At 60.5% G+C, this 24,374-nt stretch carries 29 protein-coding genes and 1 pseudogene; 16 read left to right on the forward strand and 14 right to left on the reverse strand.

Annotation, left to right across the window (positions count from 1 at the left end):
• Positions 1 to 75: 75 nt before the first annotated feature.
• Genes FJ970_RS32730 through FJ970_RS32745 form a run of 4 tightly spaced genes read right to left on the reverse strand, consistent with a single transcriptional unit; the run spans position 76 to position 2,936 of the window.
• On the reverse strand, positions 76 to 864 hold the full coding sequence (locus tag FJ970_RS32730) for a transporter substrate-binding domain-containing protein (RefSeq protein ID WP_140764089.1): 789 nt from the start codon (positions 862 to 864) through the stop codon (positions 76 to 78).
• Between the two features lie 35 nt (positions 865 to 899).
• The gene (locus FJ970_RS32735) at positions 900 to 1,631 is read right to left on the reverse strand and encodes an amino acid ABC transporter ATP-binding protein (RefSeq protein WP_140764091.1); all 732 of its coding nucleotides are present in this window, start codon (positions 1,629 to 1,631) and stop codon (positions 900 to 902) included.
• Positions 1,618 to 2,268, reverse strand: a complete 651-nt coding sequence (locus tag FJ970_RS32740; protein ID WP_140764093.1) for an amino acid ABC transporter permease — start codon at positions 2,266 to 2,268, stop codon at positions 1,618 to 1,620. The genes FJ970_RS32735 and FJ970_RS32740 overlap by 14 nt, the downstream gene beginning before the upstream one ends.
• Complete coding sequence (locus FJ970_RS32745; protein WP_181178785.1) at positions 2,265 to 2,936, reverse strand: amino acid ABC transporter permease; 672 nt, start codon at positions 2,934 to 2,936, stop codon at positions 2,265 to 2,267. Before FJ970_RS32745 ends, FJ970_RS32740 begins: the two co-directional genes overlap by 4 nt.
• A 121-nt stretch (positions 2,937 to 3,057) precedes the next feature.
• On the opposite strand from FJ970_RS32745, the gene FJ970_RS32750 reads away from it, so the two are divergent.
• The gene (locus FJ970_RS32750; protein ID WP_181178786.1) at positions 3,058 to 3,819 is read left to right on the forward strand and encodes an IclR family transcriptional regulator; all 762 of its coding nucleotides are present in this window, start codon (positions 3,058 to 3,060) and stop codon (positions 3,817 to 3,819) included.
• Positions 3,820 to 3,825: 6 nt separating this feature from the next.
• On the opposite strand, the gene FJ970_RS32755 is transcribed toward FJ970_RS32750, so the two are convergent.
• A complete protein-coding gene (locus FJ970_RS32755) occupies positions 3,826 to 4,983 on the reverse strand; it encodes a M24 family metallopeptidase (RefSeq protein WP_140764099.1) in 1,158 nt (385 codons plus the stop codon).
• The gene (locus tag FJ970_RS32760) at positions 4,983 to 6,182 is read right to left on the reverse strand and encodes a RidA family protein (protein ID WP_140764101.1); all 1,200 of its coding nucleotides are present in this window, start codon (positions 6,180 to 6,182) and stop codon (positions 4,983 to 4,985) included. The genes FJ970_RS32755 and FJ970_RS32760 overlap by 1 nt, the downstream gene beginning before the upstream one ends.
• On the opposite strand from FJ970_RS32760, the gene FJ970_RS32765 reads away from it, so the two are divergent.
• Positions 6,115 to 6,912 carry a TetR/AcrR family transcriptional regulator gene (locus tag FJ970_RS32765; protein WP_181178787.1) on the forward strand — a complete coding sequence of 266 codons (798 nt, stop codon included), beginning with the start codon at positions 6,115 to 6,117 and terminating at the stop codon, positions 6,910 to 6,912. The two genes, FJ970_RS32760 and FJ970_RS32765, sit on opposite strands and share 68 nt — an antisense overlap.
• 313 nt (positions 6,913 to 7,225) lie before the next feature.
• On the opposite strand, the gene FJ970_RS32770 is transcribed toward FJ970_RS32765, so the two are convergent.
• From FJ970_RS32770 to FJ970_RS32785, 4 genes are all read right to left on the reverse strand, one after another.
• On the reverse strand, positions 7,226 to 7,369 hold the full coding sequence (locus tag FJ970_RS32770) for a hypothetical protein (RefSeq protein ID WP_181178788.1): 144 nt from the start codon (positions 7,367 to 7,369) through the stop codon (positions 7,226 to 7,228).
• A gap of 149 nt (positions 7,370 to 7,518) precedes the next feature.
• Positions 7,519 to 7,980, reverse strand: coding sequence for an RrF2 family transcriptional regulator (locus FJ970_RS32775; RefSeq protein WP_140764107.1), 462 nt, complete (start codon positions 7,978 to 7,980; stop codon positions 7,519 to 7,521).
• 61 nt (positions 7,981 to 8,041) lie between these two features.
• Positions 8,042 to 8,506, reverse strand: coding sequence for a group III truncated hemoglobin (locus FJ970_RS32780; protein ID WP_140764109.1), 465 nt, complete (start codon positions 8,504 to 8,506; stop codon positions 8,042 to 8,044).
• A gap of 302 nt (positions 8,507 to 8,808) precedes the next feature.
• Positions 8,809 to 9,345: a PTS sugar transporter subunit IIA gene (locus FJ970_RS32785; protein WP_140764112.1), complete on the reverse strand. Its 537-nt coding sequence runs from the start codon at positions 9,343 to 9,345 to the stop codon at positions 8,809 to 8,811.
• Between the two features lie 601 nt (positions 9,346 to 9,946).
• Here FJ970_RS32785 and FJ970_RS32790 point away from each other — a divergent pair.
• The 3 genes from FJ970_RS32790 to FJ970_RS32800 all read left to right on the forward strand — a co-directional run bounded on the left by FJ970_RS32790 (position 9,947) and on the right by FJ970_RS32800 (position 11,838).
• Positions 9,947 to 10,360, forward strand: coding sequence for a DUF5602 domain-containing protein (locus FJ970_RS32790; RefSeq protein ID WP_140764115.1), 414 nt, complete (start codon positions 9,947 to 9,949; stop codon positions 10,358 to 10,360).
• A complete protein-coding gene (locus tag FJ970_RS32795; RefSeq protein ID WP_181178789.1) occupies positions 10,357 to 10,881 on the forward strand; it encodes a plastocyanin/azurin family copper-binding protein in 525 nt (174 codons plus the stop codon). The genes FJ970_RS32790 and FJ970_RS32795 overlap by 4 nt, the downstream gene beginning before the upstream one ends.
• Positions 10,882 to 10,986: 105 nt before the next feature.
• Entirely contained in the window at positions 10,987 to 11,838 is an 852-nt protein-coding gene (locus tag FJ970_RS32800) for an ATP-binding protein (RefSeq protein ID WP_140764118.1), read from the forward strand.
• Here the strand turns inward: FJ970_RS32800 and FJ970_RS32805 are convergent.
• On the reverse strand, positions 11,835 to 12,686 hold the full coding sequence (locus tag FJ970_RS32805) for a LysR family transcriptional regulator (protein WP_140764120.1): 852 nt from the start codon (positions 12,684 to 12,686) through the stop codon (positions 11,835 to 11,837). The genes FJ970_RS32800 and FJ970_RS32805 overlap by 4 nt on opposite strands.
• Positions 12,687 to 12,872: 186 nt before the next feature.
• Here FJ970_RS32805 and FJ970_RS32810 point away from each other — a divergent pair, with 186 nt between their 5' ends.
• From FJ970_RS32810 to FJ970_RS32850, 9 genes and pseudogenes are all read left to right on the forward strand, one after another.
• Complete coding sequence (locus tag FJ970_RS32810; protein ID WP_181178790.1) at positions 12,873 to 13,031, forward strand: twin-arginine translocation signal domain-containing protein; 159 nt, start codon at positions 12,873 to 12,875, stop codon at positions 13,029 to 13,031.
• A complete protein-coding gene (locus tag FJ970_RS32815) occupies positions 13,028 to 13,630 on the forward strand; it encodes a gluconate 2-dehydrogenase subunit 3 family protein (protein WP_181178791.1) in 603 nt (200 codons plus the stop codon). The genes FJ970_RS32810 and FJ970_RS32815 overlap by 4 nt, the downstream gene beginning before the upstream one ends.
• Before the next feature lie 24 nt (positions 13,631 to 13,654).
• Positions 13,655 to 15,423, forward strand: a pseudogene (locus FJ970_RS32820) (GMC family oxidoreductase).
• A 116-nt stretch (positions 15,424 to 15,539) separates the two neighbouring features.
• Entirely contained in the window at positions 15,540 to 15,947 is a 408-nt protein-coding gene (locus tag FJ970_RS32825) for a c-type cytochrome (protein ID WP_140764125.1), read from the forward strand.
• A 40-nt stretch (positions 15,948 to 15,987) separates the two neighbouring features.
• Positions 15,988 to 16,197, forward strand: a complete 210-nt coding sequence (locus FJ970_RS32830) for a hypothetical protein (RefSeq protein WP_140764128.1) — start codon at positions 15,988 to 15,990, stop codon at positions 16,195 to 16,197.
• On the forward strand, positions 16,194 to 16,565 hold the full coding sequence (locus tag FJ970_RS32835) for a DUF488 domain-containing protein (protein ID WP_140764130.1): 372 nt from the start codon (positions 16,194 to 16,196) through the stop codon (positions 16,563 to 16,565). The genes FJ970_RS32830 and FJ970_RS32835 overlap by 4 nt, the downstream gene beginning before the upstream one ends.
• Positions 16,566 to 16,707: 142 nt before the next feature.
• Positions 16,708 to 17,364 carry a fructose-6-phosphate aldolase gene (gene fsa, locus FJ970_RS32840; protein ID WP_140764184.1) on the forward strand — a complete coding sequence of 219 codons (657 nt, stop codon included), beginning with the start codon at positions 16,708 to 16,710 and terminating at the stop codon, positions 17,362 to 17,364.
• Between the two features lie 243 nt (positions 17,365 to 17,607).
• The gene (locus FJ970_RS32845) at positions 17,608 to 19,143 is read left to right on the forward strand and encodes an FAD-dependent oxidoreductase (protein WP_140764132.1); all 1,536 of its coding nucleotides are present in this window, start codon (positions 17,608 to 17,610) and stop codon (positions 19,141 to 19,143) included.
• Between the two features lie 79 nt (positions 19,144 to 19,222).
• The gene (locus tag FJ970_RS32850) at positions 19,223 to 19,519 is read left to right on the forward strand and encodes a hypothetical protein (RefSeq protein WP_140764135.1); all 297 of its coding nucleotides are present in this window, start codon (positions 19,223 to 19,225) and stop codon (positions 19,517 to 19,519) included.
• Between the two features lie 287 nt (positions 19,520 to 19,806).
• Here the strand turns inward: FJ970_RS32850 and FJ970_RS32855 are convergent, their stop codons facing one another.
• Genes FJ970_RS32855 through FJ970_RS32865 form a run of 3 tightly spaced genes read right to left on the reverse strand, consistent with a single transcriptional unit; the run spans position 19,807 to position 22,777 of the window.
• Positions 19,807 to 20,427, reverse strand: a complete 621-nt coding sequence (locus FJ970_RS32855) for a Tim44/TimA family putative adaptor protein (RefSeq protein WP_140764138.1) — start codon at positions 20,425 to 20,427, stop codon at positions 19,807 to 19,809.
• Between the two features lie 60 nt (positions 20,428 to 20,487).
• A complete protein-coding gene (ctaD, locus tag FJ970_RS32860; protein WP_140764141.1) occupies positions 20,488 to 22,083 on the reverse strand; it encodes a cytochrome c oxidase subunit I in 1,596 nt (531 codons plus the stop codon).
• A 31-nt stretch (positions 22,084 to 22,114) separates the two neighbouring features.
• Positions 22,115 to 22,777, reverse strand: coding sequence for a 5-formyltetrahydrofolate cyclo-ligase (locus FJ970_RS32865; protein ID WP_140764143.1), 663 nt, complete (start codon positions 22,775 to 22,777; stop codon positions 22,115 to 22,117).
• 131 nt (positions 22,778 to 22,908) lie between these two features.
• Here FJ970_RS32865 and FJ970_RS32870 point away from each other — a divergent pair, with 131 nt between their 5' ends.
• Together FJ970_RS32870 and FJ970_RS32875 are read left to right on the forward strand one after the other, a co-directional pair.
• On the forward strand, positions 22,909 to 23,754 hold the full coding sequence (locus FJ970_RS32870) for a LysR family transcriptional regulator (RefSeq protein ID WP_140764146.1): 846 nt from the start codon (positions 22,909 to 22,911) through the stop codon (positions 23,752 to 23,754).
• A 69-nt stretch (positions 23,755 to 23,823) separates the two neighbouring features.
• Positions 23,824 to 24,369: a DUF488 family protein gene (locus FJ970_RS32875; protein ID WP_140764149.1), complete on the forward strand. Its 546-nt coding sequence runs from the start codon at positions 23,824 to 23,826 to the stop codon at positions 24,367 to 24,369.
• The last annotated feature ends 5 nt before the right edge of the window (positions 24,370 to 24,374 follow it).

A 24,374-nucleotide genomic window follows, 5' to 3' on the forward strand; every position in this document is an offset into this window, starting at 1 on the left:
TCTTTGGAACTCTTGTGGGGATGGAAGCGGGCCGAGAAAGGGCGGCGGGGGCGGAAAACCCCCGCCGCCGAAAGGTCAGATCGGGGGCAGGGTCGGCAGGGTGGTGCCGATCCACTTCTGCGACAGCGCCGAGAGCGAGCCGTCAAGCATGCCGAGATGGATGTAGGTGTCGAGCCAGCGCAGCAGTTCGGGACTACCCTGCTGGATGCCGATGTAGCATGGCGAGAACTGAAGGATGAATTTTGGCTTCAGCTGCACCTTGGGGTCCTTGTCCATCAGGTCCTTGGCGACGACATCGGCGGTGGCCAGCAATTGCGCCTGGCCAGAGGTGAAGGCGGCGGCGGCGGTGGCGTCGTCGTCGAAGCGCACGATCTTGGCGTTGGGCGCGGCCTTGGTCAGTTCGAGGTCCTGCGTCGTGCCGCGCGCAACGGCGACGGTCTCGTCCTTGAGGTCGGCGGGGCTCTTCACCGCGATGCTGTCGGGGCCGAAGACACCGATCGAAAGGGCTGAGTAGGGCGAGGTGAAGGCAATCTGCAGCGCGCGTTCCGGCGTCGCGCCCATGGCGGCGATGACGATGTCGAGGCGGTCGGTGACGAGATAGGGTACGCGGTTCGCGCCGGTGATCTGCTGCATTTCGAGCTTGACGCCCAGCGCCTCGGCGATCTTCTTGGCCATGTCGACATCGAGGCCGACCGGCTCGTTCTTGGCGTCGACCGAACCGAAGGGCGGCACGTCGATGGGCACGCCGATGCGCACCGTGCCGGCGGAAAGGATCTTCTGCAGGTCGGCCGCGCTGGCCGGCATTGCCGAGACCGCGCCGGCCAGGAGCACGGCTGTGACGATCCTGGTAAGATGCTTGAACATGGAACTTCCCCTTTTTCTGGTTGGGCTTTCTTTTCCTAGTGAAGGACGGCGCTCAGGAAGCTCCTGAGTTCGGCCGTACGAGGCTCGAGCAAGGTCTCACGCGCTGGCCCATCCTCGTGGATGCGGCCCTCGTGCATGAAGATCACGCGGTCGGCGACGTTCTTGGCAAAGTTCATCTCATGGGTGACGAGCATCATGGTCATGCCTTCGCTGGCGACGCTTTCGAGTACGCGCAGCACTTCGCCGACCAGTTCGGGGTCGAGCGCAGAGGTGATCTCGTCAAACAGCATCAACGTCGGCTGCATGGCCAGAGAGCGGGCGATGGCGACGCGCTGCTGCTGGCCGCCCGACAATTCGTCGGGATAGGCAAGCAGCTTGTCTGCGAGGCCGACCTTGGCCACCACGGCGTGGGCGACCTCGCGGGCGGCCGGCCTGTCGAGCTTGCGCACCAGCTTCAGCGCCAGCATGACATTGCGCTCGACATTGAGATGCGGGAACAGATTGTAGCTCTGGAACACCATGCCGGCGCGCTGGCGCAGCAGGTTGAGGTCGGCCTTGGGCGCGGTGACGTCGATGCCGTCGACGACGATGCGGCCGGCCTGCACCTTCTCCAGTCCGTTGATGCAGCGAAGCATGGTCGACTTGCCCGAGCCCGAGCGGCCGATGACGGCGACGATCTCGCCTTTTTCCACGTTGAGCGAGATGCCCTTCAGCACCTCGACCGCGCCGAAGCGCTTGCGGATATCGGCGATTTCAACGAGCGACATGAAGTCTCCTTTCCAGCATGCGGGCGAGCTGGGAGAGGGAAAAGCAGATGACGAAATAGATGGCGGCGGCGGTGAGATAAACCGGCAGCGGAGCAAAGGTCGCACCGCTGATGATCTGGCTGGCGCGGGTCAGCTCGACGAAGCCGATCAGCGCGGTGAGCGAGGTGTTCTTCACCAGCTGGACGAGGAAGCCGACGGTCGGCGCGACGGAGATGCGGATCGCCTGCGGCAGCACGACGTGGCCAAGCCGCTGCGCGTAGGTGAGGCCGAGCGCCGCGCCCGCCTCCCATTGGCGCTGCGACACCGATTGCAGGCTGCCGCGCCAGATCTCTCCGAAGAAGGCCGATGCATAGATCGACAGCGACAAGGCCGCCGCCGTCCAGGCGTCGACCGAGAGGCCGACCAGCGGCAGGCCGAAGAAGAAGACGAAGAGCTGGCCGAGCAGCGGCGTGCCCTGGATCAGGTTGATCCAGGCGATGGCCAGCCAGTTGAGCGGCCCGAACGGGATGACGCGCAGCACGGCGACGACGATGCCCAGAAGGCCGCCGCCCACCGTGGCGGTGAACGCCAGCAGCAGCGTCCAGCGCGCGGCCTCGATCAGGTAGACGATATCGGTGCCGCCAAATTCGCGGATCATCGGCGCGGCCTCTTGACGAAGACCGCCCAGTAGACGCCGGCGAAGAAAGCGCGGAAGCCCAGTGTGAGCACGAGATAGGAAACGGTGATCAGCGTGTAGGTCTCGAAGGAGCGGTAGGTGCGTGAATCGATGAAGGCGGCCTGGTGGAACAGTTCGGTGGCGCCGATCGAGGAGACGACGCTGGTGGTCAGCATGATCAGCACGAACTGGCTGGAAAGCGCCGGGTAAATGGCCTTCATTGCCTGGAACAGCACGACATGGCGAAAGGTCTGGCCGGCGGTGAGGCCGAGCGATCGGCCGGCCTCGATCTGGCTCTGGCGCACGGACTGGAAACCGGCGCGCAGGATTTCCGCACCATAGGCGCCCATGTTGATCGACAGCGCGATCAGCGCGGCGGTGTTGGCGCCAAGCTTGATGCCGATAGAAGGCAGGCCGAAGAAGACGATGAACAGCTGCACCAGCAGCGGCGTGTTGCGCAGCGCCTCGACATAGACGCGGGCGCAGGCGCGCAGTGGCGTCAGCGGGCTTATCGAGGCCATGGCGACGATCAAGCCGATGGCAAGTCCGCAGAGCATGGTGACGACCGAGAACTGCAAGGTCAGCAGCACGCCTTGCACGATCTCGGGGATATAGCGCAGCAGGACATCAAACTTGAAATTATAGCTCATGGATGCAGAGCGTCCCCTATGCAACGCTAGGCAGATCGCTATTTTCCGCTCGGATTTGCCTGGACACCACGCTATCGTCGCTTCATATGTGACGTCAAGCGTCATCTATGAAGCGATACAAATGACGGACGACAAGCTCAATTACAGCGCGCCGGCCCTCGAAAAGGGACTGGATATCCTCGAATTGCTGGCCAACGCCGGCCAGCCCTTGGGCACGCGCCAGATCGCCGAGGAACTGGGGCGATCGAAGAACGAGATCTTCCGCATGGTCCATGTGCTGTTTGCGCGCGGCTACATCCAGCGCGACGAAGGCGGCGAGGGGCTGATGCTGTCGAACAAGCTGTTCGGGCTGGGCATGCAGACGGCGCGCGCCCGTGACCTGGTGAGCACGGCGGCCCCCATCGTCGAGCGCTTCGCCGAGGAAGTGCACCAGGCGGCGCATCTGGTTGTCGCGCATCGCGGCGAAACCGTCATCATCGCGGCAGCATCGGGCGGGGCGGACATGAACTTCTCGCTCAAGCTCGGCTATCGCCGGCCGCTGGCGGACGCCCATTCCGGGCTGGTGCTGATGGCGTTCCAGCCCAAACCGGTGCGTGACCGGATGATCGCCGAATGCCTGATGCTGATGCGCGAGCCGCCGGACCCGACGACGCTCGCCGCCGAACTCGACGCGGTGCGCGAGCGCGGCGCCATCATCCATGAAAGCCGCGACATCATCGGCGTGACCGACGTCGTCTGTCCGATAATCGCCGGCGACCGGCGCGCCGTGGCCTGCGTAACGGTTGCGGCGGTCAGCCGACGCAGCGCCGCGCCCAATTTCGAGGCCATGCTGGCGCGGCTGAAGCTCGCTTGCGCCGAGATCGCGCATGAGCTTGGAGGGTAGGGACGCTCAGCCCGCGACGATGATGTCGCGCGGCGTGCGGGACAGCACCTCCGCACCGGTCGTGGTGACAAGCACATTGTCGATGATGCGCGCTCCAAGGCCTTCGGCGCCGATATAGACCGGCGGCTCGATGGTGACCACCATGCCAGCCTTCAGCATGTGCGGGCTGTCGCCGATCATGTGCAGCGGCTCGGCCCAGCTCGGCGGAAAGCCCGGCCCCAGCGCATAGCCTGATGTGTGGACACGGCAGGCTTCGAGCCCGGCCTCACCGATCACGGCGCGGGCCGCCTGGTGCGGCACGGTTGCCGGCACGCCATCGCGAATCGCCGCGATCATGGCATCGCCGGCGCGCAGGACGACGTCGTGCAATTCGGCCATGCGCGGCGTCGGCGTGCCCAGCGCGAAATTGCGGCCGATAGTGGCGGTGTAGCGGTTGAAGGTGGTGCCGAATTCGATGTTACCGAAATCGCCATGTTCAAGCCGGCGCGCGGTCGGCGCGCCGTGGCTGTAGGCGGAGCGCGGGCCGGAGACGAGGTTGATCGGGCTAGCGGCGATGCCGCTGCCATTGCGCAGCAAGGTCTCGTGGATGCCGCCGGCCAGCGCCAGTTCCGATACGCCCACCGCGAGTTGGCAGGCGAAACGCTGCATTCCGAGGTCGGCAAGGGCCGCCGCGCGCCTCATAAATCCGATCTCGGCCGGCGACTTCACCAGCTTCAGGCCGGCGATCAGCTCGGTCGCCTCGGTGACCAGGGCATCGCCGATGACGGCGCGAAGGCCGAGATAGTGATGCGGGTGGAGATAGTAGGCCGGCACTTCGAGGCCGACGCGCCTGCCGAGCACGCCGTGGCGCCGCGCCATGCCGGCGAAGACTGCGACCGGATCCTCGTTCTCGCCGCCGCCATAGCCTTGTACCTCGCCGGCAAGGGCGTCCGTCTCGAATTCATGCACCTCGCCCTGGCGTGTCAGCACGACCAGCGGCTCGTCACGCGCGCCGACCAGCAGGCATTGGAATTCCTGGTAGCTTTTGGCATCGCTGCCGGTCAGCCAATGGATTGAGGCGGGGTGGACGGCAACCAGCCAGTCGAGGTCGCGTGCGGCCATGGCGGCGCGGACACGCGTCAGCCGATCAGCGAACTCGGCGGCGGTGAAATCATGTTTCGACATCAGTCTTGCGTCACCGCCATTGCCTCGATCTCGATCAGCAGGTTCTCGAAGGCAAAGCCGGCGACGCGGATCGCGGTCACCGCCGGACCAGGCTCGGCGTAGAATTCGCGCTGGACGCGGGCAATCACCGCGCGCGTCGCCTCGATCCCGGCCCAGCTGCCTTCGACGTGATAGTAGATGTAGAGCTTGGCGACATCGCTTTCGTCGAGCCCGCCTTCGGCCAGCGTGCGGCGGATGAACTCGAAGACGTTGCGGGTCTGCGTTTCCATGTCGTCGCCGACGGCCTGTGCCTTGTTGTCGGCCGAGATCTGGCCGCCGATGAAGGCGAGCCCGCCGACCTTCCAACCTTGCGTGAACTGGGTGTTGGGAATGCTCCAGTCCCAATGGTTGGCCGGCTGCAGGCGCTGCTTGTCGTCGCCGAGCATGCCGATGCCCTCGACCTGGATCAGTTCGTCGGCATTGCCCATGCCCTGGATGCGCAGTCCGGCACCGGCCGCCGAAGGCGCCGACATGTAGCGGCGTCGCACATTGGTCATCTTCTCCCAGAAGTCGGTGACCTCGCGGCCCTCGCCGAAAAAGCGGAAATAGGTGTTCTGGCGCATCAGGCTGTGGCGGTCGCCGCCGCCCGACCGCAGCATCGTGTCGAGGTTGCGGAAGGCCTCGTCGGTCTGCACCTCGATATCGCCAAGCCCGAGCACATCGCCTTCGGCATCGAGCGAGCGCTGGCCTCCGACAAACAGCATGTCGCCGACCTTCCAGCCATGGACGAAGGGCAGCTGCTTGCGCCAGCGCCAATGACCGGGCGGGTCGAGCAGTTCGCGCTTGCCGCCGATGACCACCCAAGCGTCGACCATCAGCAGCGCGCCCTCGCGGTCGAGGCCGCAGCGGATTTCCGTTGTGGTCGGGCCGGGGGCCGCGAAACAGCCGGCGCGCACGGCATCGAGTTCGTCGAGGAAGGCGCCGACGGCATCGGCCTCGCAACTGAAATAGATGTTGTGCTTGACCACATCGGCCATGCCCGCGCCGGCCTGGGCGAGGAGGGCCGCCAGCCGGTCGAAGATGGCGCGCGCCTGACCGATTATGTCGCTTGCGACGATATTGCCGTTGGCGTCCGTCGCCATCAGCCCGCCGATGAAGACGATGTCGCCCGCGCGGACGGCCTGCGGCGCCGATCCTTCGATATCGCTGAATGTCTGCATCCGCACCACGTATCCTCCCCCACCGATTCCAACTTACTTACCTGCAAGTCAGTATTCCGTCAAATGCTGGGGATGCCGCAAAGCTTCGGCGTCCAAGGCCAACGCATTTGGCTATGATGGAAGCATGGACGAGACCGACACCAGACAGGCGATCAAGGATACGGCGCTGGAGCTTCTGGTGCGCCATGGCTATCGCGGCACCAGCTTCGGGGATATTTCGGCGGCGCTCGGTACGACGCGCGCCAATATTCACTATCATTTCGGCAACAAGCAGGCGCTCGTCGACGAGGTGCTTGGCGACTACATGGAGGCGACGCTGAGTGCCTTGCGCGCCGTGTGGTCGGATGAGGGTGCGAAGCTCTCCGATCAGGTAGAGGCCATGATCGCCTACAGCCGCGGCCGCTTCTTGCATTTCAATCCACCCGACACGAAGGGACGAAATTGGAGCCTGATCACAAGGCTCAGGCAGGACGCCGAACTTCTTGGCGCCGATGGCCAGAAGATGCTCGACCATTTCGGCGCGGAGCTTTCCATGCTGTTTACGGATGCCCTATCGGCTGCAGGCCGACGTGGCGAGCTAGCTCCAAATATTGTCCCTAGTGATGCGGCTCTGCTGCTCGCGGCGATAGCCGACAACGCTGCGCCGATCACGCTTGCCGAAGGCGGTTTTGACATGCTGGAGAAAACGTATCGCAGCCTGGCGCAGATCATCAAATCCAGCACCTACTGACTTTCAGTCGGAAAAGCACATAGAGGAAGGCGGTTTGAACCGAGGCTGACTGACGCATCAAGCGACTTGCACTTGACGCCGACATTGGTCATCCACAGGAGGAGGCGCGGCCCACCTAGTCGGGAGGCAACAATCTCGTAGGGTATTCGACGCAAATAAGAGTCTGCGGTGGCGATCGAGGCGGCCGCCGCGTTAAGTAGACAGACGCTTTGGGAATTTCTCTTGTCAAATCAGCCCAAGAAAACCGGTCCTGTAAGCCCCTCGAGCATCGGGCTTGCCGGCAATGCGCGGCGGCGACTATGCCATTCCGGAACTAGACGAACATCATGACAATAATCGCGCCGATGACGATCAGAACAAGGCCGCCGATCAGCATCGGCAACAGACTGTTGTCCGAGTCGATACCAGACTCAAACTGCTTTGTTGTCGGCTTGTCGCTCTTATTTGGTTCAGCCATAGCTCGTCTCCTTGTGTGACAAAGATCAGCATCTGTCCGGTAAAGGGAAAGGCCTCCGTCGGGGCCCGCGACGACCCTCTGCTCAGTCCTCAAATTGATCGGGCGACGAGATGGAAACACTTTGTCCCCGACCGTAAGAGACTTCGACCTTACCCGCCGCTTTGCGTCACGCCGAAAGCTTGGGGTGACGCGGGCCGGCCAAGGAAATCCTGAGGCATCAGTGCGACGTCGGCCAGCGTGTAGCGGTCAAGAACGTTCTGGAAGGAGGCTATCGCTTCGCCAAACATGCTTGAAAGCTTGCAGGATCCGGTGAGCACACATTGGTTTCCGGTAGCAAAGCACTCCACAACCGCAAAATCCGGCTCAGTCAGCCGTATGACATCGCCGATCCGGATCATCTCGGGCCGGAGTCCCAGAACGAGGCCGCCGGAACGGCCGCGGACCGCCTTCAGGTATCCGCCGCGCGTCAGGGTATTGGCGACTTTGTTGAGGTGCGTTTTCGATACCTCGAAGATCCGGGCAGTTTCCTCGATCGTGATCAGGTGATCACCGGCGGAGGCCGCGTACATCAGCATTCTCAAGGCATAGTCCGAGAAGTTGGTCAGCCTCACCGGCGCTTCCTCTCTTGGGTTGGCGTGCTGCAATGGCAACCACTCACAAACCAATTCGGCATCACAGGTCTTTCTCGGCAATCGGTTCGATGCCAATCGTGGTCTCGCCGCGGCTGAAGGCGACCGCAAGACGAAAGCTGTGAGCGATGCGCAGCGCGCGATCCATGAACAGCGCCGCGACTTCAGGCGGGCAGATACGGCGCACTGTTACGCGAAATAACGTCAACCAACGCCGGAAATGCACCTCGCCAAGGCTGCCTATCGCGAGATGTGGGGGCAGGGGCCGACCTTCATATCGGGATGTTCGCAGCAGTGTCGCGGACCAGAAGTCACACATCTTCGCCAGATGACGCGGCCACTCGTCGGATTGTATCTGCTGGCGGAAGATGGGACCAAGAAGCTCATCACGGCGAATTTCTTCATAGAAGCCGTCAACCACGCCGCGGATCATGGTCTCGTCGAGCACATCCGGCAACGGGAGGCCGTCGACGATGATCGTTCTCTTGCTCCGGCTATTCCCGCTCATGTGCTCGCCCTCATTTCCGCCAGGCCAATGCGGCTTTTGGAATCGCCGCCAGGCTCAATCCAGGCCGCCGGCTCGTCGGCAGCACCGAAGTGCGCAGTCCTTGCAGCCATGGTTTGGGGATCAGGATCTATCAATGGCTTGCATTCTGATTGTGCCTTGGCTTGGCATCGAGGTAAGCATCTCAACTAAAACATACATTGTCAATGTATGTTTTAGGAATATGATCATGAAGTCGGGGTTCGATGGACTGGCAAGCTTTCTGTCGAACTGCACCCTGCTGAAGGCCGAGGCGTCGGAGTTCCTCAAAGGCGTACGTCCGCTACTAATGAGGCGTCGCGCAACTGGCCAGGCATGAAGCCGGCTGCGCACGTGTGCCAATTGGCGGAAATGACCGAGCGCGGATCAGCATCGAGTATCGCCATCACCTCACCGGCTGACTGTGCCTGTTGCAGTCCCTCTCGAGTCCGAGGCATCCGAAGCACCCGGCACACCTGCGAAAGAGCGGGAAGGAAGGCGGAGACGGCGGACCGAGGCCAGAGCAGGGTATAAACGATATCGACCGGATCGTCGTCCGGCCCGCCGAAATCGATAGGCCGATGCAGTCGAGCAAAAGATGCCACGGGAGAAGAGATCGTGTCGAACAAGGCGTGCGGGGTCGCAACGCCGCGGCCGAGACCTGTCGAGCCGTGACACTCGCTGCGCCAAAGGCTATGGAGAACCATCTGCTCGTCGAGTCCGGCTCTCCGCGCTATCCTGACGGCTATTTTCGACAATGCGGAATGCTTGCCCTTTGTCGCGAGGTCAAGCGCGACATCTTCTTCTAACAAGTAGGGGATCATCACAGTTGCCTGTAAGACTGATCCAAACGCAATCGCGGACAACGGTCAGTCACATCGCCAGCGTAGGGAAACGTTCACTTTGGACTGAATTGGAATCCCGGCTTTCCCGGACGCGAAGCCCAACGTCTTTCGCGTCCGGGCTAGAGGAGCCTGCGTTGAGGCGCCACGGATCTCTTCGGAAATTTTGCGTGAAAATATGCATAGCAACTGAAATGTAGTGAAGGCCTTTTTGGAATCAAGCGACGCCAATAGTGGCCGTCGCTTCAGAGTTATTCGGTTCTGTGGGTACAACCCCTTCGACGATTTGACACGTGCCGTCTTGGTTCGCGAGCTATCGCGAATGGTCTAAGGGGTCTTGGTAATGCGCATTCTGGGATCTTTGCCATCGAGTGACTGAAGAGAATTCATGGATGCAAACAGGAGATACCAAATAAACGCAAAAACAATGCACTGAAATGCCACTTAATTTCGTTTGACGGACGTGGCCGTCTCCTCCTTGCTTGGCGGGCACGAATAGGCCGTGTCAGCGATGAAGATCGGATATTAGGTCTTCCATCTTTTGGCTGTTGCGCGGCTTCTACCAAAACAAGGAGTTACCGTGATGAAAACGCTTGCCTTCGCAGTTGTCGTGACAATGGCCAGCTCGCTTTGCGCTATCGCGGCGAGCGATGTCGCCAAATCTCCGCCGGCTGCTCCTTACCAACAGGTCAGCAAGCTTGTGAAATTGCCAGACTTCCTCCCCGGCATGGGCCAGCTCTTCGTCGATCCGGCGACATTGCCGGCGGGTCCATTCCTTGCCTATGATCACGACGGCAAGCTTGTCAGCACCATCTACATGCTGCCGATCAAGGATCTCAATCCGGACAAGCGTTTTGACGACCTCGCGGCGCCGGGCGGCAATGTCGACCATGTCGACGTCTACTACAATGCCGGGCATCCGGGTGTTCCCGAACCGCATGTCCACGTCGTGTTGTGGCACGTCTCGGCCACCGACGAAGCCCGTGTCGCCAAATGATGCTCACGCGTCGTCAGATACTGGGCGGGGGCGGCGCGCTTGCCGCCGCCCTTTCTCGCTCTTCTCCGGCCGCATGGGCCGAGGAGGTGGTGGAAATCGCGATGCGAGGGCGCGACGACGGCTCACAGGTCTGGTTCGACCCGATCGGCATTCTGATCAAACCAGGACAGACGGTCCGCTGGACCAATCTCAATTCGGGCAATTCGCACACTACGACTGCATACAGTCCGACGAACTTCGAGAGACCGCGCCGCATGCCCGGGGCCGCAAAACCGTGGGATTCTGGCTACCTCCTGCCCAACGAGAGTTTTTCGGCTGCCTTCACTGAGCAGGGGGTCTATGACTACTACTGCGTCCCGCATGAGCACGCCGGCATGGTCGGCCGTATCATCGTCGGCGCGCCCGAAGCGCATGGCTGGACCGAGCTGGTTGGTGCGAATGGCGATTTGCCGGAGAAGGCCCTCAAAGCATTTCCGAAAGTCGAAAACATCATGATTCGCGGGGTCGTCCAGCGCGATTAGGTCATGTCCGCGAAGGCGCCTGGCTGAACAACGAGGATTGGATACCGCGATCAGACCGGGCCACGAGTTCCCTGGCTGTCGTCAGTGACCGATGGGGACGTTTTCATGACGGGCGACGTGCATCCATGCGGAAATCAGCCACAATCTCAGACAGGGCGGGACGGGCGCTCTCGGTTGCCGCCCGCTTCTCTCGATGCCCGGACCGCAATCGAACGACGCGGGCAGGCGACACATCGGCTTGCTGCATTGGGCGAAATGACGGGCGGCATTGTCCATGACTTCAGAAACCTGCTGGCGGTCATCGAATCCGGCCTGAGGCTTGCCGAAGCAAGGGCTGACGAGCCAAACCATGTGCTGACCTGCATTGCGATGGCGCGGGAAGGAATCGCTCGTGGGATCGATTTGACCTCGCAGCTCCTCGCTTTTGCAAAGCACCAGGAACTCGATGCCCATGCCGGCGACCTCAATGAATTCCTCAGGTCCTTCGAGCCATTGCTGAGATATGGCGCCGGTCCCGATATACGCGTCAGGCTTGAACTTGGTTCCGATATTCCGGACTGCCTGATCGATCCTGCATTGTTCGACACGGCGGTGCTTAATCTCGTTGTCAACGCACGGGATGCCATGCCCAAAGGCGGCGAGATCAGGATTGTCACCGAGCGGTTGGTGCAGGAGACCGCCATACCTGACCACGTGGGGCCGGGAACCTATGTCTGCGTTCGCGTCAAGGACCAAGGGTGCGGTATGACCGAGGAAGTCTTGCGAACGGCGTTCGATCCCTTCTTCACGACCAAAGGCGATAAGGGCACGGGCATCGGGCTGTCGCAGGTGCGCGCAGTGATGCGGATGATTGGCGGCCATGTTCGCATTGCGAGCGAGACGGGGATTGGGACGACAGTCGATCTGCTGTTCCCGTCAATCCAACCGGAAGTCAAAGCGTCGCCAAGCAATGACTAGAGTTTGACGTCGCCACCTGCAACGGCATGCAATCCCGCCAGGGCAGGACCCACAACGCTCTCGTCCGCACTCGCGGATTGGACCGCGTAAACCGGGTAAGAGAACTGCGGCATTTCAGGCACAAGATGAAGCCGGCCCGCTTCTATGTGAGGTTGCACTGAACTCATTCTGAAATACCCGGAGCCGCCAGCCGCAAGAACATAGTTCAGCGCGAGCGGACCGAGATCGAAAGAAAGATCCGGCGCAGCACTCGGGAAATTCATCCCGTGATGAAGTCCAAAATCCGGCCCCCAGTCCATATAGACATAATCGGATTCATCCAGGAGACGCGATTCGGAATTGGTAGTCACCAGGACGAGTTTCTCTTCCAAAAGCAGATCGATCTTCAAACCCGGTCTGTGCGGGGGCGCGTACATAATGGCCAAGTCGACCAGTCCCGACGCGACCTGATTGATCAGATCCTGCGGCACGTCGACGTGTACTCTAAGCGCAATATCCGGAAGCGAATGGCGCATCCATCTGACCCAATCGAGCAGAAGGGGTTGCGCAAGGCTGACTTCGCTTCCGACCGTCAGAACGGCCCGGCGGCCCGGCGGCACTGCAACCTGATGAAGGGTTCGCTGCCATAGCTGGACGAACATCGGGGCGTGGCGCAGGAACTGCTCGCCAGCCGGGGTGAGCGAGGCTCCGCCCTTGTGCCGAACGAAAAGAGAACGGCCCAATTGCTGTTCAAGGTTGCGGATTCGCGCGCTCACGGTCGTCTGAGCGACGTTCAGGCGTTCCGAAGCTCGAATGAAACTCCCTGTAGAAACGATCTCGATGAAAGTGCGGGCGAGCTCAATGTCCATTCTGCATATAGCATAAAAATTGCGCTCAAATGTCAATGAATTTCGTTTGCCACATAGTAAGTGCGAACATTAGGCTCCGGTAATCCACCAAGCTTAGCGCTGGTTGCTGCACAGCGCGGTTGGAGCGAGCGCAAGCTCTCTCCATCGCTACCCATCGTATTGCCTGCGGCGTCACAAGGAGAGATCATGTCGACGAGAGAAAAGAGCCATGGCGGTGTGGGGCGTCGCGACTTCCTGAAGCTGTTCGGCGCAGCAGGGGCAGCAGCGGGTACACTGCCGCTTGGCGGATCCGCATCGGCGGACGAAAACATCGCGCTACCGCCAGTACGAAACATCATCACGTGACTGTCGCCGAACCTCATACTCGAGGGTCCGGCTATGAATTCTTCAACGTCGACGAATCCGCCTTCATCGAGGCAGCGGTCGATACGCTCATTCCAAGCGATTCAACAGGCCCTGGTGCCAAGGAACTCGGCGTTGCGACCTACGTCGACCGGCAGATGGCCGGCGGATACGGCAAGGGCGACCGTCAGTATCTGGAAGGACCGTTTGGCGAGGGTACGCCCGAGCAGGGCTATCAATTGCCGATGACGCCATCGGAAGTGATCCGAGCCGGCATCGCGGATGTCAGGGCCTACGTGCAGAAAAGCCACAAGAGCACCTTCGAGGGCTTGTCGGCAAAAGATCGTGCCGAGGTCATGGCTGACCTTGAGAGCAACAAGATCGAGCTTCCGACAGTCCCGACGGCAACCTTCTTCGGGCTTTTGCTCCAGCTCACGATCGAGGGTTATTTCGCGGACCCGATGTATGGCGGAAACAAGGACGCGGCTGCCTGGAAGATGATCGGCTTTCCCGGCGCGGATGCCATGTACGCGGACAAGATCGAGCCCTTCCGGAACAAGCCTTACAAGGCTGAACCGAAGGGCATCCAGGACCTCATTTGATCGGCGGAAGAAGGAGATTTTGACATGACCACCAAACTGAACCCGGTAGATGTCCTGATTGTCGGTCTTGGGTGGACAGGCGGCATCATTGCCAAGGAGCTTGCATCCACCAAGCTGAAGATCGTCGCCCTTGAGCGGGGAGGCCCACGTGACACCAATCCGGACTTCATCGACCCAGAAATCCATGACGAATTGCGTTACGCGGCTCGCTACGATCTCATGCAGAACGTGCGACGGGAGACCATCACATTCCGCAATGGTGAATCGCAAACGGCGCTGCCTATGCGTCAACTCGGCTCCTTCCTGCCCGGCCAGGGCGTCGGCGGCGCCGGCGTGCACTGGAACGGCGTCACATGGCGCTGGCTCGAATGGGATCATCAGGCGCGCACCAGGACCGCCGACAAGTACGGCGAGAAGATCATCCCTTCGGACATGCACCTGCAGGACTGGCCGATCACCTACGACGATCTCGAACCCTATTATGACAAGTTCGAAAAAACCTGCGGCACCTCCGGCAAGGCCGGCAATATCAACGGTCGGAAGATCGATGGTGGCAACATCTTCGAGGGAGCGCGAAAGGAAGAGTACCCTAATCCGCCGATGATTGCCGCGCAGAGCATGATGATGTTCGAGAAGGCGGCCCGCAATCTGGGCTACCACCCTTTTCCAAATCCGTCGTCAAACGCGTCGCGGGATTACGTCAATCCCGACGCGTGGCCTTCGGCCAGTGCCACTACTGTGGATTCTGCGAGCGGTTCGGTTGCGAAGCGAATGCCAAGGCCAGCCCGCATTTCACCGTTATCCCGCTGGCGCTGAAGAACCCGAATTTCGAGCTGCGCACCAACTCGATCGTACTGAAGGTCAATCTCGACTCGACCCGCAAGCGGGCGGTCAGCGTCACCTATCTCGACGCACGCGGGCGTGAATTCGAACAGCCTGCCGACCTCATCATCCTGTCGGCCTATGCGCTCGGCAACGTCAATCTGTTGCTGCAGTCCGGCATCGGCGTGCCCTACGATCCGGCAACGGGGAAGGGCGTGGTCGGCCGCAACTATGCCTATCAGTGCGGTGGCGGGGCCACCGCCTTCTTCGACAAGAAGACCATCCTGAACCGCTACATGGGCGCCGGTGCGCTCGGCACCTGCATGGATGATTTCAACGGCGACAACTACGATTTCGTGAAGGCAGGCTATATCGGCGGCGGCGGCATCAGCTGCAGCAACTCGGGCGCCCGGCCTATCCAGTCGCATCCAACTCCGCACGGCACGCCGCGCTGGGGCTCCGACTGGAAGCAGGCAGTGGTCGACAATTATGACCGCGCGGCGAGCGTTGGCAATCAAGGGGCCGTCATGGCCTACCGACAGAACTACTTGAGCCTTGATCCGACCTACACTGACGTCTTTGGACGTCCGCTGATGAGGATGACGTTCGACTTCCAGGACAACGAGGTAAAGCAGATGAACGGTCAGGCCGACATCTGCGTGGAGATCGCCAAGGAAATGGGTGCGACCAAGGTCGATCGGAGCATCCCGCCTGTGCCCTATTCCATCGTGCCTTATCAGAGCACGCACAACACAGGCGGGGCAGTCTTCGGAGCAGACCCGAGCACCAGCGTTCTGAACAAGTATCTTCAGGTCTGGGATGTCCCGAACGTATTCGTCACCGGCGCTTGCGTGTTTCCGCAAAACGCAGGGAAGAATCCGACCGGGCCGGTAGGTGCTCTTGCCTACTGGGCAGTGGACGCGATCAAGAACCAGTATCTGAAGAGCCCAGGCCGATTGGTTCCCTCCTGAGGCAACGCCTGCCGGATCCGCGGTTCGGGTCCGGCAGGCTGGGTGTGTTTCGAACCTCATATTGCCGGGAGCCGGCTCGACCGGAACCAACCATTAACTCATTGAAAGCAGCACACATGAAATCGATCATGCTTGGATTGGCGACCGCGGTTCTCACCGCAGTCGGTTCGGCCCATGCGCAGGACGCATCTCCTGGCAATGCTGAGGCCGGCGCCGTCGTCTTCAAGAGGTGCATGGCCTGCCACCAGGTCGGCCCTGATGCAAAGAACGGAGTAGGGCCTGTATTAAATGGCGTCGTTGGCCGTGCGGCAGGCACCTACCCCGATTACATTTATTCCGCGGCGAACAAGGATTCAGGGCTGACCTGGGATGAACCGACGCTGACGACTTACCTGCGCGCGCCGCGCAAGCTGGTGCCAGGCACAAAGATGACATTCGCCGGCCTCAGCAAGGACCAGGAGATCGCCGATGTGATCACCTATCTCAAACAGTTCAACGCTCAAGGACAGAAGGCCGCCCCCTGAAACAGGGGACGATCTGTTCCGGCTTGCGAAGCGCTACCTTATGAAGTTCCTCCTGCATCAGGGTCTGGGGTATTCCACGGTTCATCAGATTGGTGATTACCTGCGCAGCCATGGAACCGGTCATCACTGGATCGCGCGATATCGCGGCGACATCTTCGTCATCGTATCCGATCAAGCCGACGAGATAATCCTTCGAAAGGAGTTCTCCGGGCTTCTCGATGCCGTCAACGACGCGGAGACGGACGGATGAGCGGAAAAGTCTTCAACGAGAGAGTGAAATTGAAGCGGGCATATGAGAGCCCTGTTGCCGACGATGGCACGCGGTTGCTGGTTGACCGGCTTTGGCCGCGCGGGGTCAAGAAGACCGAGGCCGCCATCGACTATTGGATGAAAGAACTCGCGCCAAGCACCGAGCTTCGGAAATGGTTCGGACACGATCCAGCCCGCTGGGAGGAGTTCCGTCGGCGATATGCGGCGGAAATCCACGCGCACCGCGACGAGGTCGACCGGCTGCGCGACCTGATACGGCAGGGCGCCGTCACGCTCGTCTACTCGGCTCACGACGAGGCCCACAATGATGCCGTCGTCCTGAGAGAGATTTTGCTGGGACATCGATAGAGACGCCGCGCGGCGCTGCCATTGACCTTCAAAAGCATTGGGCGTGCGATCACGACAGCGAGACCGAAATCACCTTATGGAACCAAACTGGAGAAGCCTCATCAAAGCATCGATGGACACGCTCACGTCGAGGAGAAACACCATGAAATTCTTTGTTGATACCGCCGACGTGTCTGAAATTCGCGAGCTTGCTGCGGCTGGATTTGTCGACGGGGTGACCACGAACCCATCGCTCATCTCAAAGACCGGTCGGCCGATCAGCGATGTGATCAAGGAGATTTGCGGGACGATCGAAGGCCCGGTTTCAGCGGAAGTCACCGCGCCCGACTTCGACGGCATGATCGCCGAGGGGGAGCGTTTGGCCAGCATTGCCGCCAATGTGGCGATCAAGGTGCCGTCGTCCTGGGATGGGTTCAGGGCTTGCAGGGCGCTCAGTCAGCTCGGGTACAAGGTCAACGTGACGCTGTGCTTTTCAGCCAACCAGGCGTTGCTCGCAGCCAAGGCAGGCGCGACCTTCATTTCGCCGTTTGTCGGCAGGCTCGACGATCTCGGTCTGGACGGCATGGAAGTGATCCGCGAAATCCGGGCGATTTACGACAATGACAAATCCTTCACGACGCAAATCCTCGCCTCCTCAATTCGCACCCCACTCCATGTCAAGCACGCGGCGATGGCAGGCGCCGATATCGCGACGGTGCCACCGGCGGTGCTCAGAAACCTCGCCAAGCACCCGCTCACCGACAGGGGTCTCGAGTCGTTCCTCGCCGATTGGGGCAAGGCGGGGCAGGCGATCCTATAATCACCGCAGTGGAATCGCTAAGGAAGCCATCATAAAAATTGCACTCAATCACCGATTAAATTCGTTTGCAGGATACCGGAGATGGCAGGAAACTCAGCCCAACGCGTGACGTGGTCGGAATGTTTGCTGCAAGCGGCGCTGAGAATCTGAAGGCGCACTAGCCAGGCAGAAAATATCCCGAAGCTGTGGGATTGCCGCCTCGCCGGACGAGCGATTTTGTAACAGGATCGCCAGGAGAAGAAAATGGCTGAAGGCCATACCGTACTAGTGGGACCGAATCTGGTCCAGGGCATCGCGTTGTCAGACCTTCCCGATGGCGGAAAGCTTGTCGGCCATTGCGGCGACGAACAGGTGCTGTTGGTGCGCCGAGGGACAGAGGTCTTCGCCACCGCGGCGACATGCACACATTACAGCGGGCCGCTCGTCGAAGGTCTTCTGGTGGAGGATACTGTCCGGTGTCCCTGGCATCACGCATGCTTCGATTTGCGCACAGGCGAGGCCTTGCACGCCCCTGCCTTCAATCCACTCGCTTGCTGGTCGGTGGAACAGCGCGACGGCCGGATATTCGTGGGCGAGAAGCGCAAGCGGACAGCACCAAAGCCGCGCGACGGAAGCTCTGGCCAGATTCCTGGGAAAATCGTCATTGTCGGCGGCGGGGCGGCTGGTTTCGCCGCGGCCGAAACACTGCGGCGCGAGCAGTATCTGGGCAGCATCGTCATGATCAGCGATGACCAAGCGCCGCCTGTCGACCGACCCAACCTCTCCAAGGACTACCTCGCCGGAAAGGCACCGGAGGATTGGATGCCGCTCCGGGGGGAGAAGTTCTATTCAAAAAACAACATCGGCCTGCGTCTCGATACGAAGGCCGTTGATATCGACCTGCATTCCCGGGAGGTCGTCCTCGCGGGTGAAGGCAGGATCCCATACGATAGGCTGCTGCTCGCCACGGGGGCAGAACCAGTTTGTCTTACTATCCCCGGCGCCGACCACCCACACGTTCACACCCTCCGCTCGTTCGCAGACTGCAAGGCGATCATCGAGCGAGCCACGACTGCGCAGCGCGCCATTGTGCTTGGCGCCAGTTTCATTGGCTTGGAAGTTGCCGCGGCCCTGCGCGCGCGCGGCATCGACGTTCACGTCGTGGCACCAGATAAAAAGCCTATGGAGCGTGTCCTGGGTTCACAGATGGGCGACTTCATCCGGGCCCTCCATGAGGAGAACGGCGTTGTTTTCCACCTTGAGGACGTAGCGAGCCGCATCAACGGCAGCAGGGTGAAGCTCAGAAGTGGCGGCACGTTGGCGGCGGACTTCCTTGTGGCCGGCATCGGCGTGCGGCCGCGGACCGGGCTTGCCGAGACGGCTGGGCTAAGCCTTGATCGCGGTGTCGTGGTGGACGCCTTTCTGGAGACGAGCACGCCCGGCATATTTGCGGCCGGCGACATTGCACGGTGGCCCGATCCCCACACTGGTGAAAACATTCGGGTCGAGCATTGGGTCGTTGCAGAGAGACAGGGGCGAACTGCGGCACTCAACATGCTCGGCCATCGCGAGAAATTCGCTGCCGTGCCGTTCTTCTGGAGCCAGCACTACGACGTTCCCATCAACTATGTCGGCCATGCCGAGCGATGGGACGAGATCGCAGTCGAGGGTGACATTGCCGCCAAGGATTGCCTGATCCGCTTCAAACGCGAAGGGCGCACGCTAGCTGTCGCTTCGATCTTCCGCGACATCGAGAGCCTAGAAGCCGAGGTGGAAATGGAGCGCCAAATAGCGACCTAGCAAACGCTCTCCGGCACTCCGATCCGAGAGAGCACAACCAACATGGCAGAGCGGTGCATGACCGAAAGGAGTTCGACCTATGTCCAAAACGCAACAGGAACTTGGCAATGCCAATGGTTTGCGCACGGTTGCGCCCGCTCAGCATTATTCAAAGATCGTCGAGTTCGCCAAGGAGGTGGCTAGGGAAGCGTCCGATGCGATACCGACCTCGGTTGAAATCTTCTCGGACGGCGGCCACTGGTACTGCCGGGTCCGTCGAGGCAATCAAAAAACCCGGCCAATGGGCCCCTATACCAAGCAACAGGCTGAGCGGATCCAGGAAACTCGAAGCATGTTGATCGCCAAAAGGGGTACCGCTCGGATTATGTTCGATTAGGGTGGGACCTTCGTGATCACGCCGACCGGCGCACTTCTCATTCAATGATCGTTTGTCATTAGGTTTTTGGAACCTGCGCGGCAGACCTTCCGGCGTTCGAGGGTTGCCGCATTGCGCTGCTTGAAAATGACCGACTGAACCGAGTCATGTCGAATTGGTTGAAACACCAGTAGCGAATGCGCATCCTCAAAATTGAACAAATCTGCCCATGCAGTCCAGCGCTCTGGGGTCGACCCCCACCGACGGTGACCAGGAGGTCAGGCAGGCATCGGAATGACACGCGCTTGCTATTCGCCTTCCGTGGCGATCAACATCCAATTCCTCTTGGTTGACAGGGTTTCGCAGGCGAACGTCCATGTATCGGTCACCTCGACGATCTGCTTGGGATCGCCGGCGACGATCGTATCATCTGCCAACCGTGTAACCTGGATCAAATCGGAAACGTACCGAACAACAATTTCAGCGGTACCATCCTTTTCCAGAGCGTCGACCACCTTTGCTTCGCTCGTGCCGATGAATGTGAGTTGCAGCATCTCCCCGCAATCCCGGCGTCCCGCAATCGCTTGCTCGAAGGTATAAAGCACTTCCGGCCCGACGAGGTGCTTCAACGTCTGGAAGTCGCTGTCCACATAGGCTCTCAGGATAGTTTCGTAAGCGGTCTTGGCGCCGGCCAGGAATTTGGCGAGGTCGAAATCCGGGTCGATCTTTCGGATCAAATCCGAGGGCGCGTCCGCGGAGGAACGGGGTTCCGTACTCGCGGTTCGTTGGCCAGTCAGCGCATCGTCCCGCTTAGGCTTGTCTTCACCTGAGCGCGGCAGAAGTTGGCTCCAACTGCCCAGCAGTGCCCAATAAAACGCGATGATCGCCACGATCAGGATGTGGTTGCTCGGATCTGTTGTCTCGTTCATGACCTTCTCCCGATAAGTATCGAAGCGACGGAAGGTGTCGATTTGGAACAGGGTGCGAAGTCAGAGAATGCGCGGCAGCTTTTCCCACTGATGGAAGGGCGGCGGCGACGGAAGTTGCCACTCGAGCGTGGTCGCGCCTTCGCCCCATGGATTGGCTCCTGCCTGGCGTCTGCGGCTGAAAGCTTCCGCCACCGCGATGAAGAAGACGACAAGCCCGGCCGTTGAAATGTAGGACCCGATCGAGGACACGAAATTCCAGCCGGCAAAAGCGTCGGGGTAGTCGGCATAGCGTCGGGGCATGCCGGCCATGCCGAGGAAATGCTGCGGGAAGAAGACGAGATTAACGCCGACGAACATCAGGCAGAAGTGCAGCTTTCCCAAAACTTCGCTGTACATGTAGCCTGTCATCTTCGGGAACCAGTAGTAGAAGCCCGCGAAGATCGCGAAGACCGCCCCCAAAGACAACACATAGTGGAAGTGGGCGATGACAAAGTAAGTGTCGTGATACACGCGGTCGATACCGGGGTTCGCAACCATTATGCCAGTGACGCCACCAATGGTGAACAGCAGGACGAAACCGAGAGCCCACAGCATCGGCGTCTTGAACTCTATCGAGCCCCCCCACATGGTCGCCAACCATGAAAACACCTTCACGCCGGTCGGAACGGCGATGACCATCGAAGCGAAGGCGAAGTAGCGCTGCGTGTCGACTGAAAGGCCGGTCGTATACATATGATGTGCCCAGACGACAAAGCCGATCGCGCCGATTGCCACCATCGCATAGGCCATGCCGACGTAACCGAAGATCGGTTTCTTGGCGAAGGTCGAGATGACGTGGCTGATGATGCCGAAGCCAGGGAGAATCATGATGTAGACTTCGGGATGGCCGAAGAACCAGAACAGGTGCTGGTAGAGTATCGGGTCGCCGCCGCTATCCGGAACAAAGAAGGTCGTGCCAAAATTGCGGTCCGTGAGCAGCATCGTGATCGCGCCGGCAAGCACCGGAAGCGACATGAGCAGCATGAAGGCGGTGACCAGCATCGACCAGGCGAACAGAGGCATCTTGTGCATCGTCATTCCCGGCGCGCGCATGTTGAAGATGGTCGTGATGAAGTTGATCGCGCCGAGGATCGATGACGCTCCTGCGAGGTGGATCGAAAGGATGACGAGATCGACGGCAGGGCCAGGCTGGCCGGAGGTCGAAAGCGGCGGATAAAGCGTCCAGCCGCCACCATGGCCGAGCGTGCCGGGCGCTCCCGGCACGAACATCGAAGTGACGAAAAGGCTAAACGCGGCCACGAGCAGCCAGAACGAGATGTTGTTCATGCGCGGGAAAGCCATGTCGGGCGCACCGATCATGATCGGCACCATCCAGTTGCCGAAGCCACCGATCAGCGCCGGCATGAGGACGAAAAAGATCATGACCAGACCATGGGCGCTGACGACGACGTTGTAGACGCTCGGATCGCCGAATATCTGCAAACCTGGTTCCTGCAACTCCATGCGGATCAAAACAGAAAGCGCCGTGCCGAAGACTCCCGCCATGATCGAGAACAGCAGGTAAAGTGTCCCGATATCCTTGTGGTTGGTGGAAAACAGCCACCTGACGAGAAAACGGGGCTTGTGATCATCCAAGGTCGTGGCCGGATTAGACATGATGTGCTTCCTGCTCTTCACCTGCGCTCAGTCATTCATCCGTGACGATCACATCCATCGGAATGTCGTGTGGCTGCGGATAGATGGTTTGAATTCTGCTGCCGGTGTAACCGACGCCGACGACGAAAGGACGCTTCGGCGCGGCGGCCAAGGTCCGGTCGAAGAAGCCGCCGCCATAACCCAGGCGATAGTTGGCCTGGTCGAAACCGACAACGGGCGCGACGACCACATCCGGTTGGACCGATGGCCCGTGTGAGGGGACAAGAATATTCCATATGCCGCGTTCCAGAGGGTCTCCCGGTCCCCAGATGCGAAACTCCAGCGGCCAGCCTTTTTTGATGACGACCGGCAACGCGACCCGTCCGCCGCGCTCGATCACCCGTATCGCCCAGTTGCGAAGGTCCGGTTCGCCTCGAAAAGGCCAGTAGCCGCTGACGATGCGACCGCTCACCCGGCCGACAACTAGGTCGAGAGCCGAAGCGATGCGCAAAGACCTCGCAGCGCGTTCCTCGGCGTCGACGGCCAGACGCTCGTCGATCAGGCGCTTGCGCTCCGCCTTGCGCCATCGACAGACACCGGTCCATGCGTCTTGCGCAATCGCTTCGGCGCCATATCCTGGGACGAGTTCGTGCATGAAGCATGGCGGAGAGGCGTACTCTCGCGTTTCCAGGGGACCATCCTCCTGATCGGACATTACGCACTCCGTTCCATAGACCGCCGCGGCCGGATATCTCTGCTGAACGAGGTTGCGCTGCGTAAAACAGGAAGGCAAACGGAATTAAATGCTGTATTAGTGCAACATTATTGCATTGATCCGGGACCAGCATGGACATTGACCGCGCTCGCACTTTTTTGGAGATCGTTCATTCGGGCAGCTTTCTGAAAGCCGCAGACCGACTCCACGTGACCCAGACGACAGTGAGCGCGCGGATACGCACGCTGGAAGACGAACTCGGACGTCAGCTCTTTATCCGCAATCGCAATGGAGCGCAGCTGACGCAGGCAGGCAGAGAGTTCGAGCGGTTCGCCCAGTCATTCGTGCAAATCTGGGAGCGGGCACGCCACCAGCTCGCCATCCCATCGGGAAGGACAAGCGTCGTTGCCCTGGGCGGAGAGCTCAGTCTGTGGAACCCCCTGCTGCTCGACTGGCTGGTCTGGATGAAGAACGCCAAGCCGGAAATCGCTATCCAAGCCCAGGTGGGTGTGCCGGACCAGCTCCTCGATCAGCTCAGGACCGGCGTTCTGGACATCGCGGTGCTCTATGCGCCGAAGCTGCTGCCAGGTTTCAGGGTGGAGCTTCTTGTCGAGGAGCAGCTCGTCCTGGTTCGGACCACGGACAGAGACGGGGAACTGGGTGCCTCCAGGGACTACGTCTATGTAGATTGGGGGCCGCTGTTTGCCGCGCAGCATGGTGCCAGTTCCTCGGTCTTCGGCGAGCCGGGATTGATGGTCGGCCTTGGCCCGCTCGGGCTGAGCTATATCCTGCGTGCCGGTGGCATGGGCTATTTCCGCAGGGGGGCGGCGGCTCCCCATATCGAGGCGGGGCAGCTGGAGGCCGTGAAGGGTGCGCCGGAATTCACCTACCCGGCCTATGCAGTCTATCCGGAAGCAAGCGCGGCGCGAGCCGACGTGCAGGAGGCGCTACGCGGCCTGAAACAGGTGGTGAAATGACCGCGCTCTTTGTTCCAAATCACTGATCATGCCGCCGGAAATAGATCCGTCGCCATGGATTAATTGAACATGCCTTATCCATTCCACACCATCGGTCACTCGGCCCGGTCGATTGCCGAATTCGTAGCTCTGCTGCGGGTCGCCGATATAAGCCTGGTGGTCGACATAAGAACCATCCGGCGCTCGCGTGCCAACCCGCAGTTCAACGGCGAGGTGCTGGCGGAAAAGCTGGCAGCATACGGGATTGGATATGAATGCATTGCTGAGCTTGGCGGCCTGCGCGGCAAGGCGCATGGTATCCCACCGGCGCTTAACGCATTCTGGATCAACCAGAGTTTTCACAACTACGCCGACTACGCGCTATCAGTGGAGTTTCTTGGCGGCTTGGACCGGCTTGTGTACTTCGGCAGGCAGCGGCGATGCGCCGTCATGTGCTCTGAAACGCTCTGGTGGCGCTGTCACAGAAGGATCGTCGCGGACTATCTGATCAGCCGCGGCGAGTCCGTTTTTCATCTGATGGGTCATGACAAGGTCGAGCCAGCGAAACTTACCGACGGGGCGCGGGTAAGAGCTGACGGAACGCTTGTCTACCCGCCTTCGCAACCTCCGGGATAGTCGAG

This window comes from Mesorhizobium sp. B2-1-8, assembly GCF_006442545.2.
In the GTDB taxonomy this organism is placed as follows: Bacteria; Pseudomonadota; Alphaproteobacteria; order Rhizobiales; family Rhizobiaceae; genus Mesorhizobium.

Excerpts from the sequence above, each read along its gene's own strand:
- FJ970_RS32785 (WP_140764112.1), bottom strand. The coding sequence starts at position 9,345 with ATGATCCCCTACTTGTTAGAAGAAGATGTCGCGCTTGACCTCGCGACA.
- FJ970_RS32800 (WP_140764118.1), top strand. The coding sequence starts at position 10,987 with ATGACGGGCGACGTGCATCCATGCGGAAATCAGCCACAATCTCAGACA.
- FJ970_RS32845 (WP_140764132.1), top strand. The coding sequence starts at position 17,608 with ATGGCTGAAGGCCATACCGTACTAGTGGGACCGAATCTGGTCCAGGGC.
- FJ970_RS32735 (WP_140764091.1), bottom strand. The coding sequence starts at position 1,631 with ATGTCGCTCGTTGAAATCGCCGATATCCGCAAGCGCTTCGGCGCGGTC.
- FJ970_RS32865 (WP_140764143.1), bottom strand. The coding sequence starts at position 22,777 with ATGTCCGATCAGGAGGATGGTCCCCTGGAAACGCGAGAGTACGCCTCT.
- FJ970_RS32855 (WP_140764138.1), bottom strand. The coding sequence starts at position 20,427 with ATGAACGAGACAACAGATCCGAGCAACCACATCCTGATCGTGGCGATC.
- FJ970_RS32730 (WP_140764089.1), bottom strand. The coding sequence starts at position 864 with ATGTTCAAGCATCTTACCAGGATCGTCACAGCCGTGCTCCTGGCCGGC.
- ctaD (WP_140764141.1), bottom strand. The coding sequence starts at position 22,083 with ATGTCTAATCCGGCCACGACCTTGGATGATCACAAGCCCCGTTTTCTC.
- FJ970_RS32790 (WP_140764115.1), top strand. The coding sequence starts at position 9,947 with ATGAAAACGCTTGCCTTCGCAGTTGTCGTGACAATGGCCAGCTCGCTT.
- FJ970_RS32810 (WP_181178790.1), top strand. The coding sequence starts at position 12,873 with ATGTCGACGAGAGAAAAGAGCCATGGCGGTGTGGGGCGTCGCGACTTC.
- FJ970_RS32755 (WP_140764099.1), bottom strand. The coding sequence starts at position 4,983 with ATGTCGAAACATGATTTCACCGCCGCCGAGTTCGCTGATCGGCTGACG.
- FJ970_RS32770 (WP_181178788.1), bottom strand. The coding sequence starts at position 7,369 with ATGGCTGAACCAAATAAGAGCGACAAGCCGACAACAAAGCAGTTTGAG.
- FJ970_RS32830 (WP_140764128.1), top strand. The coding sequence starts at position 15,988 with ATGAAGTTCCTCCTGCATCAGGGTCTGGGGTATTCCACGGTTCATCAG.
- FJ970_RS32875 (WP_140764149.1), top strand. The coding sequence starts at position 23,824 with ATGCCTTATCCATTCCACACCATCGGTCACTCGGCCCGGTCGATTGCC.
- FJ970_RS32750 (WP_181178786.1), top strand. The coding sequence starts at position 3,058 with ATGACGGACGACAAGCTCAATTACAGCGCGCCGGCCCTCGAAAAGGGA.
- FJ970_RS32870 (WP_140764146.1), top strand. The coding sequence starts at position 22,909 with ATGGACATTGACCGCGCTCGCACTTTTTTGGAGATCGTTCATTCGGGC.
- FJ970_RS32780 (WP_140764109.1), bottom strand. The coding sequence starts at position 8,506 with ATGAGCGGGAATAGCCGGAGCAAGAGAACGATCATCGTCGACGGCCTC.
- FJ970_RS32740 (WP_140764093.1), bottom strand. The coding sequence starts at position 2,268 with ATGATCCGCGAATTTGGCGGCACCGATATCGTCTACCTGATCGAGGCC.
- FJ970_RS32835 (WP_140764130.1), top strand. The coding sequence starts at position 16,194 with ATGAGCGGAAAAGTCTTCAACGAGAGAGTGAAATTGAAGCGGGCATAT.
- FJ970_RS32795 (WP_181178789.1), top strand. The coding sequence starts at position 10,357 with ATGATGCTCACGCGTCGTCAGATACTGGGCGGGGGCGGCGCGCTTGCC.
- FJ970_RS32850 (WP_140764135.1), top strand. The coding sequence starts at position 19,223 with ATGTCCAAAACGCAACAGGAACTTGGCAATGCCAATGGTTTGCGCACG.
- FJ970_RS32825 (WP_140764125.1), top strand. The coding sequence starts at position 15,540 with ATGAAATCGATCATGCTTGGATTGGCGACCGCGGTTCTCACCGCAGTC.
- FJ970_RS32760 (WP_140764101.1), bottom strand. The coding sequence starts at position 6,182 with ATGCAGACATTCAGCGATATCGAAGGATCGGCGCCGCAGGCCGTCCGC.
- FJ970_RS32745 (WP_181178785.1), bottom strand. The coding sequence starts at position 2,936 with ATGAGCTATAATTTCAAGTTTGATGTCCTGCTGCGCTATATCCCCGAG.
- fsa (WP_140764184.1), top strand. The coding sequence starts at position 16,708 with ATGAAATTCTTTGTTGATACCGCCGACGTGTCTGAAATTCGCGAGCTT.
- FJ970_RS32805 (WP_140764120.1), bottom strand. The coding sequence starts at position 12,686 with ATGGACATTGAGCTCGCCCGCACTTTCATCGAGATCGTTTCTACAGGG.
- FJ970_RS32765 (WP_181178787.1), top strand. The coding sequence starts at position 6,115 with ATGAAGACGATGTCGCCCGCGCGGACGGCCTGCGGCGCCGATCCTTCG.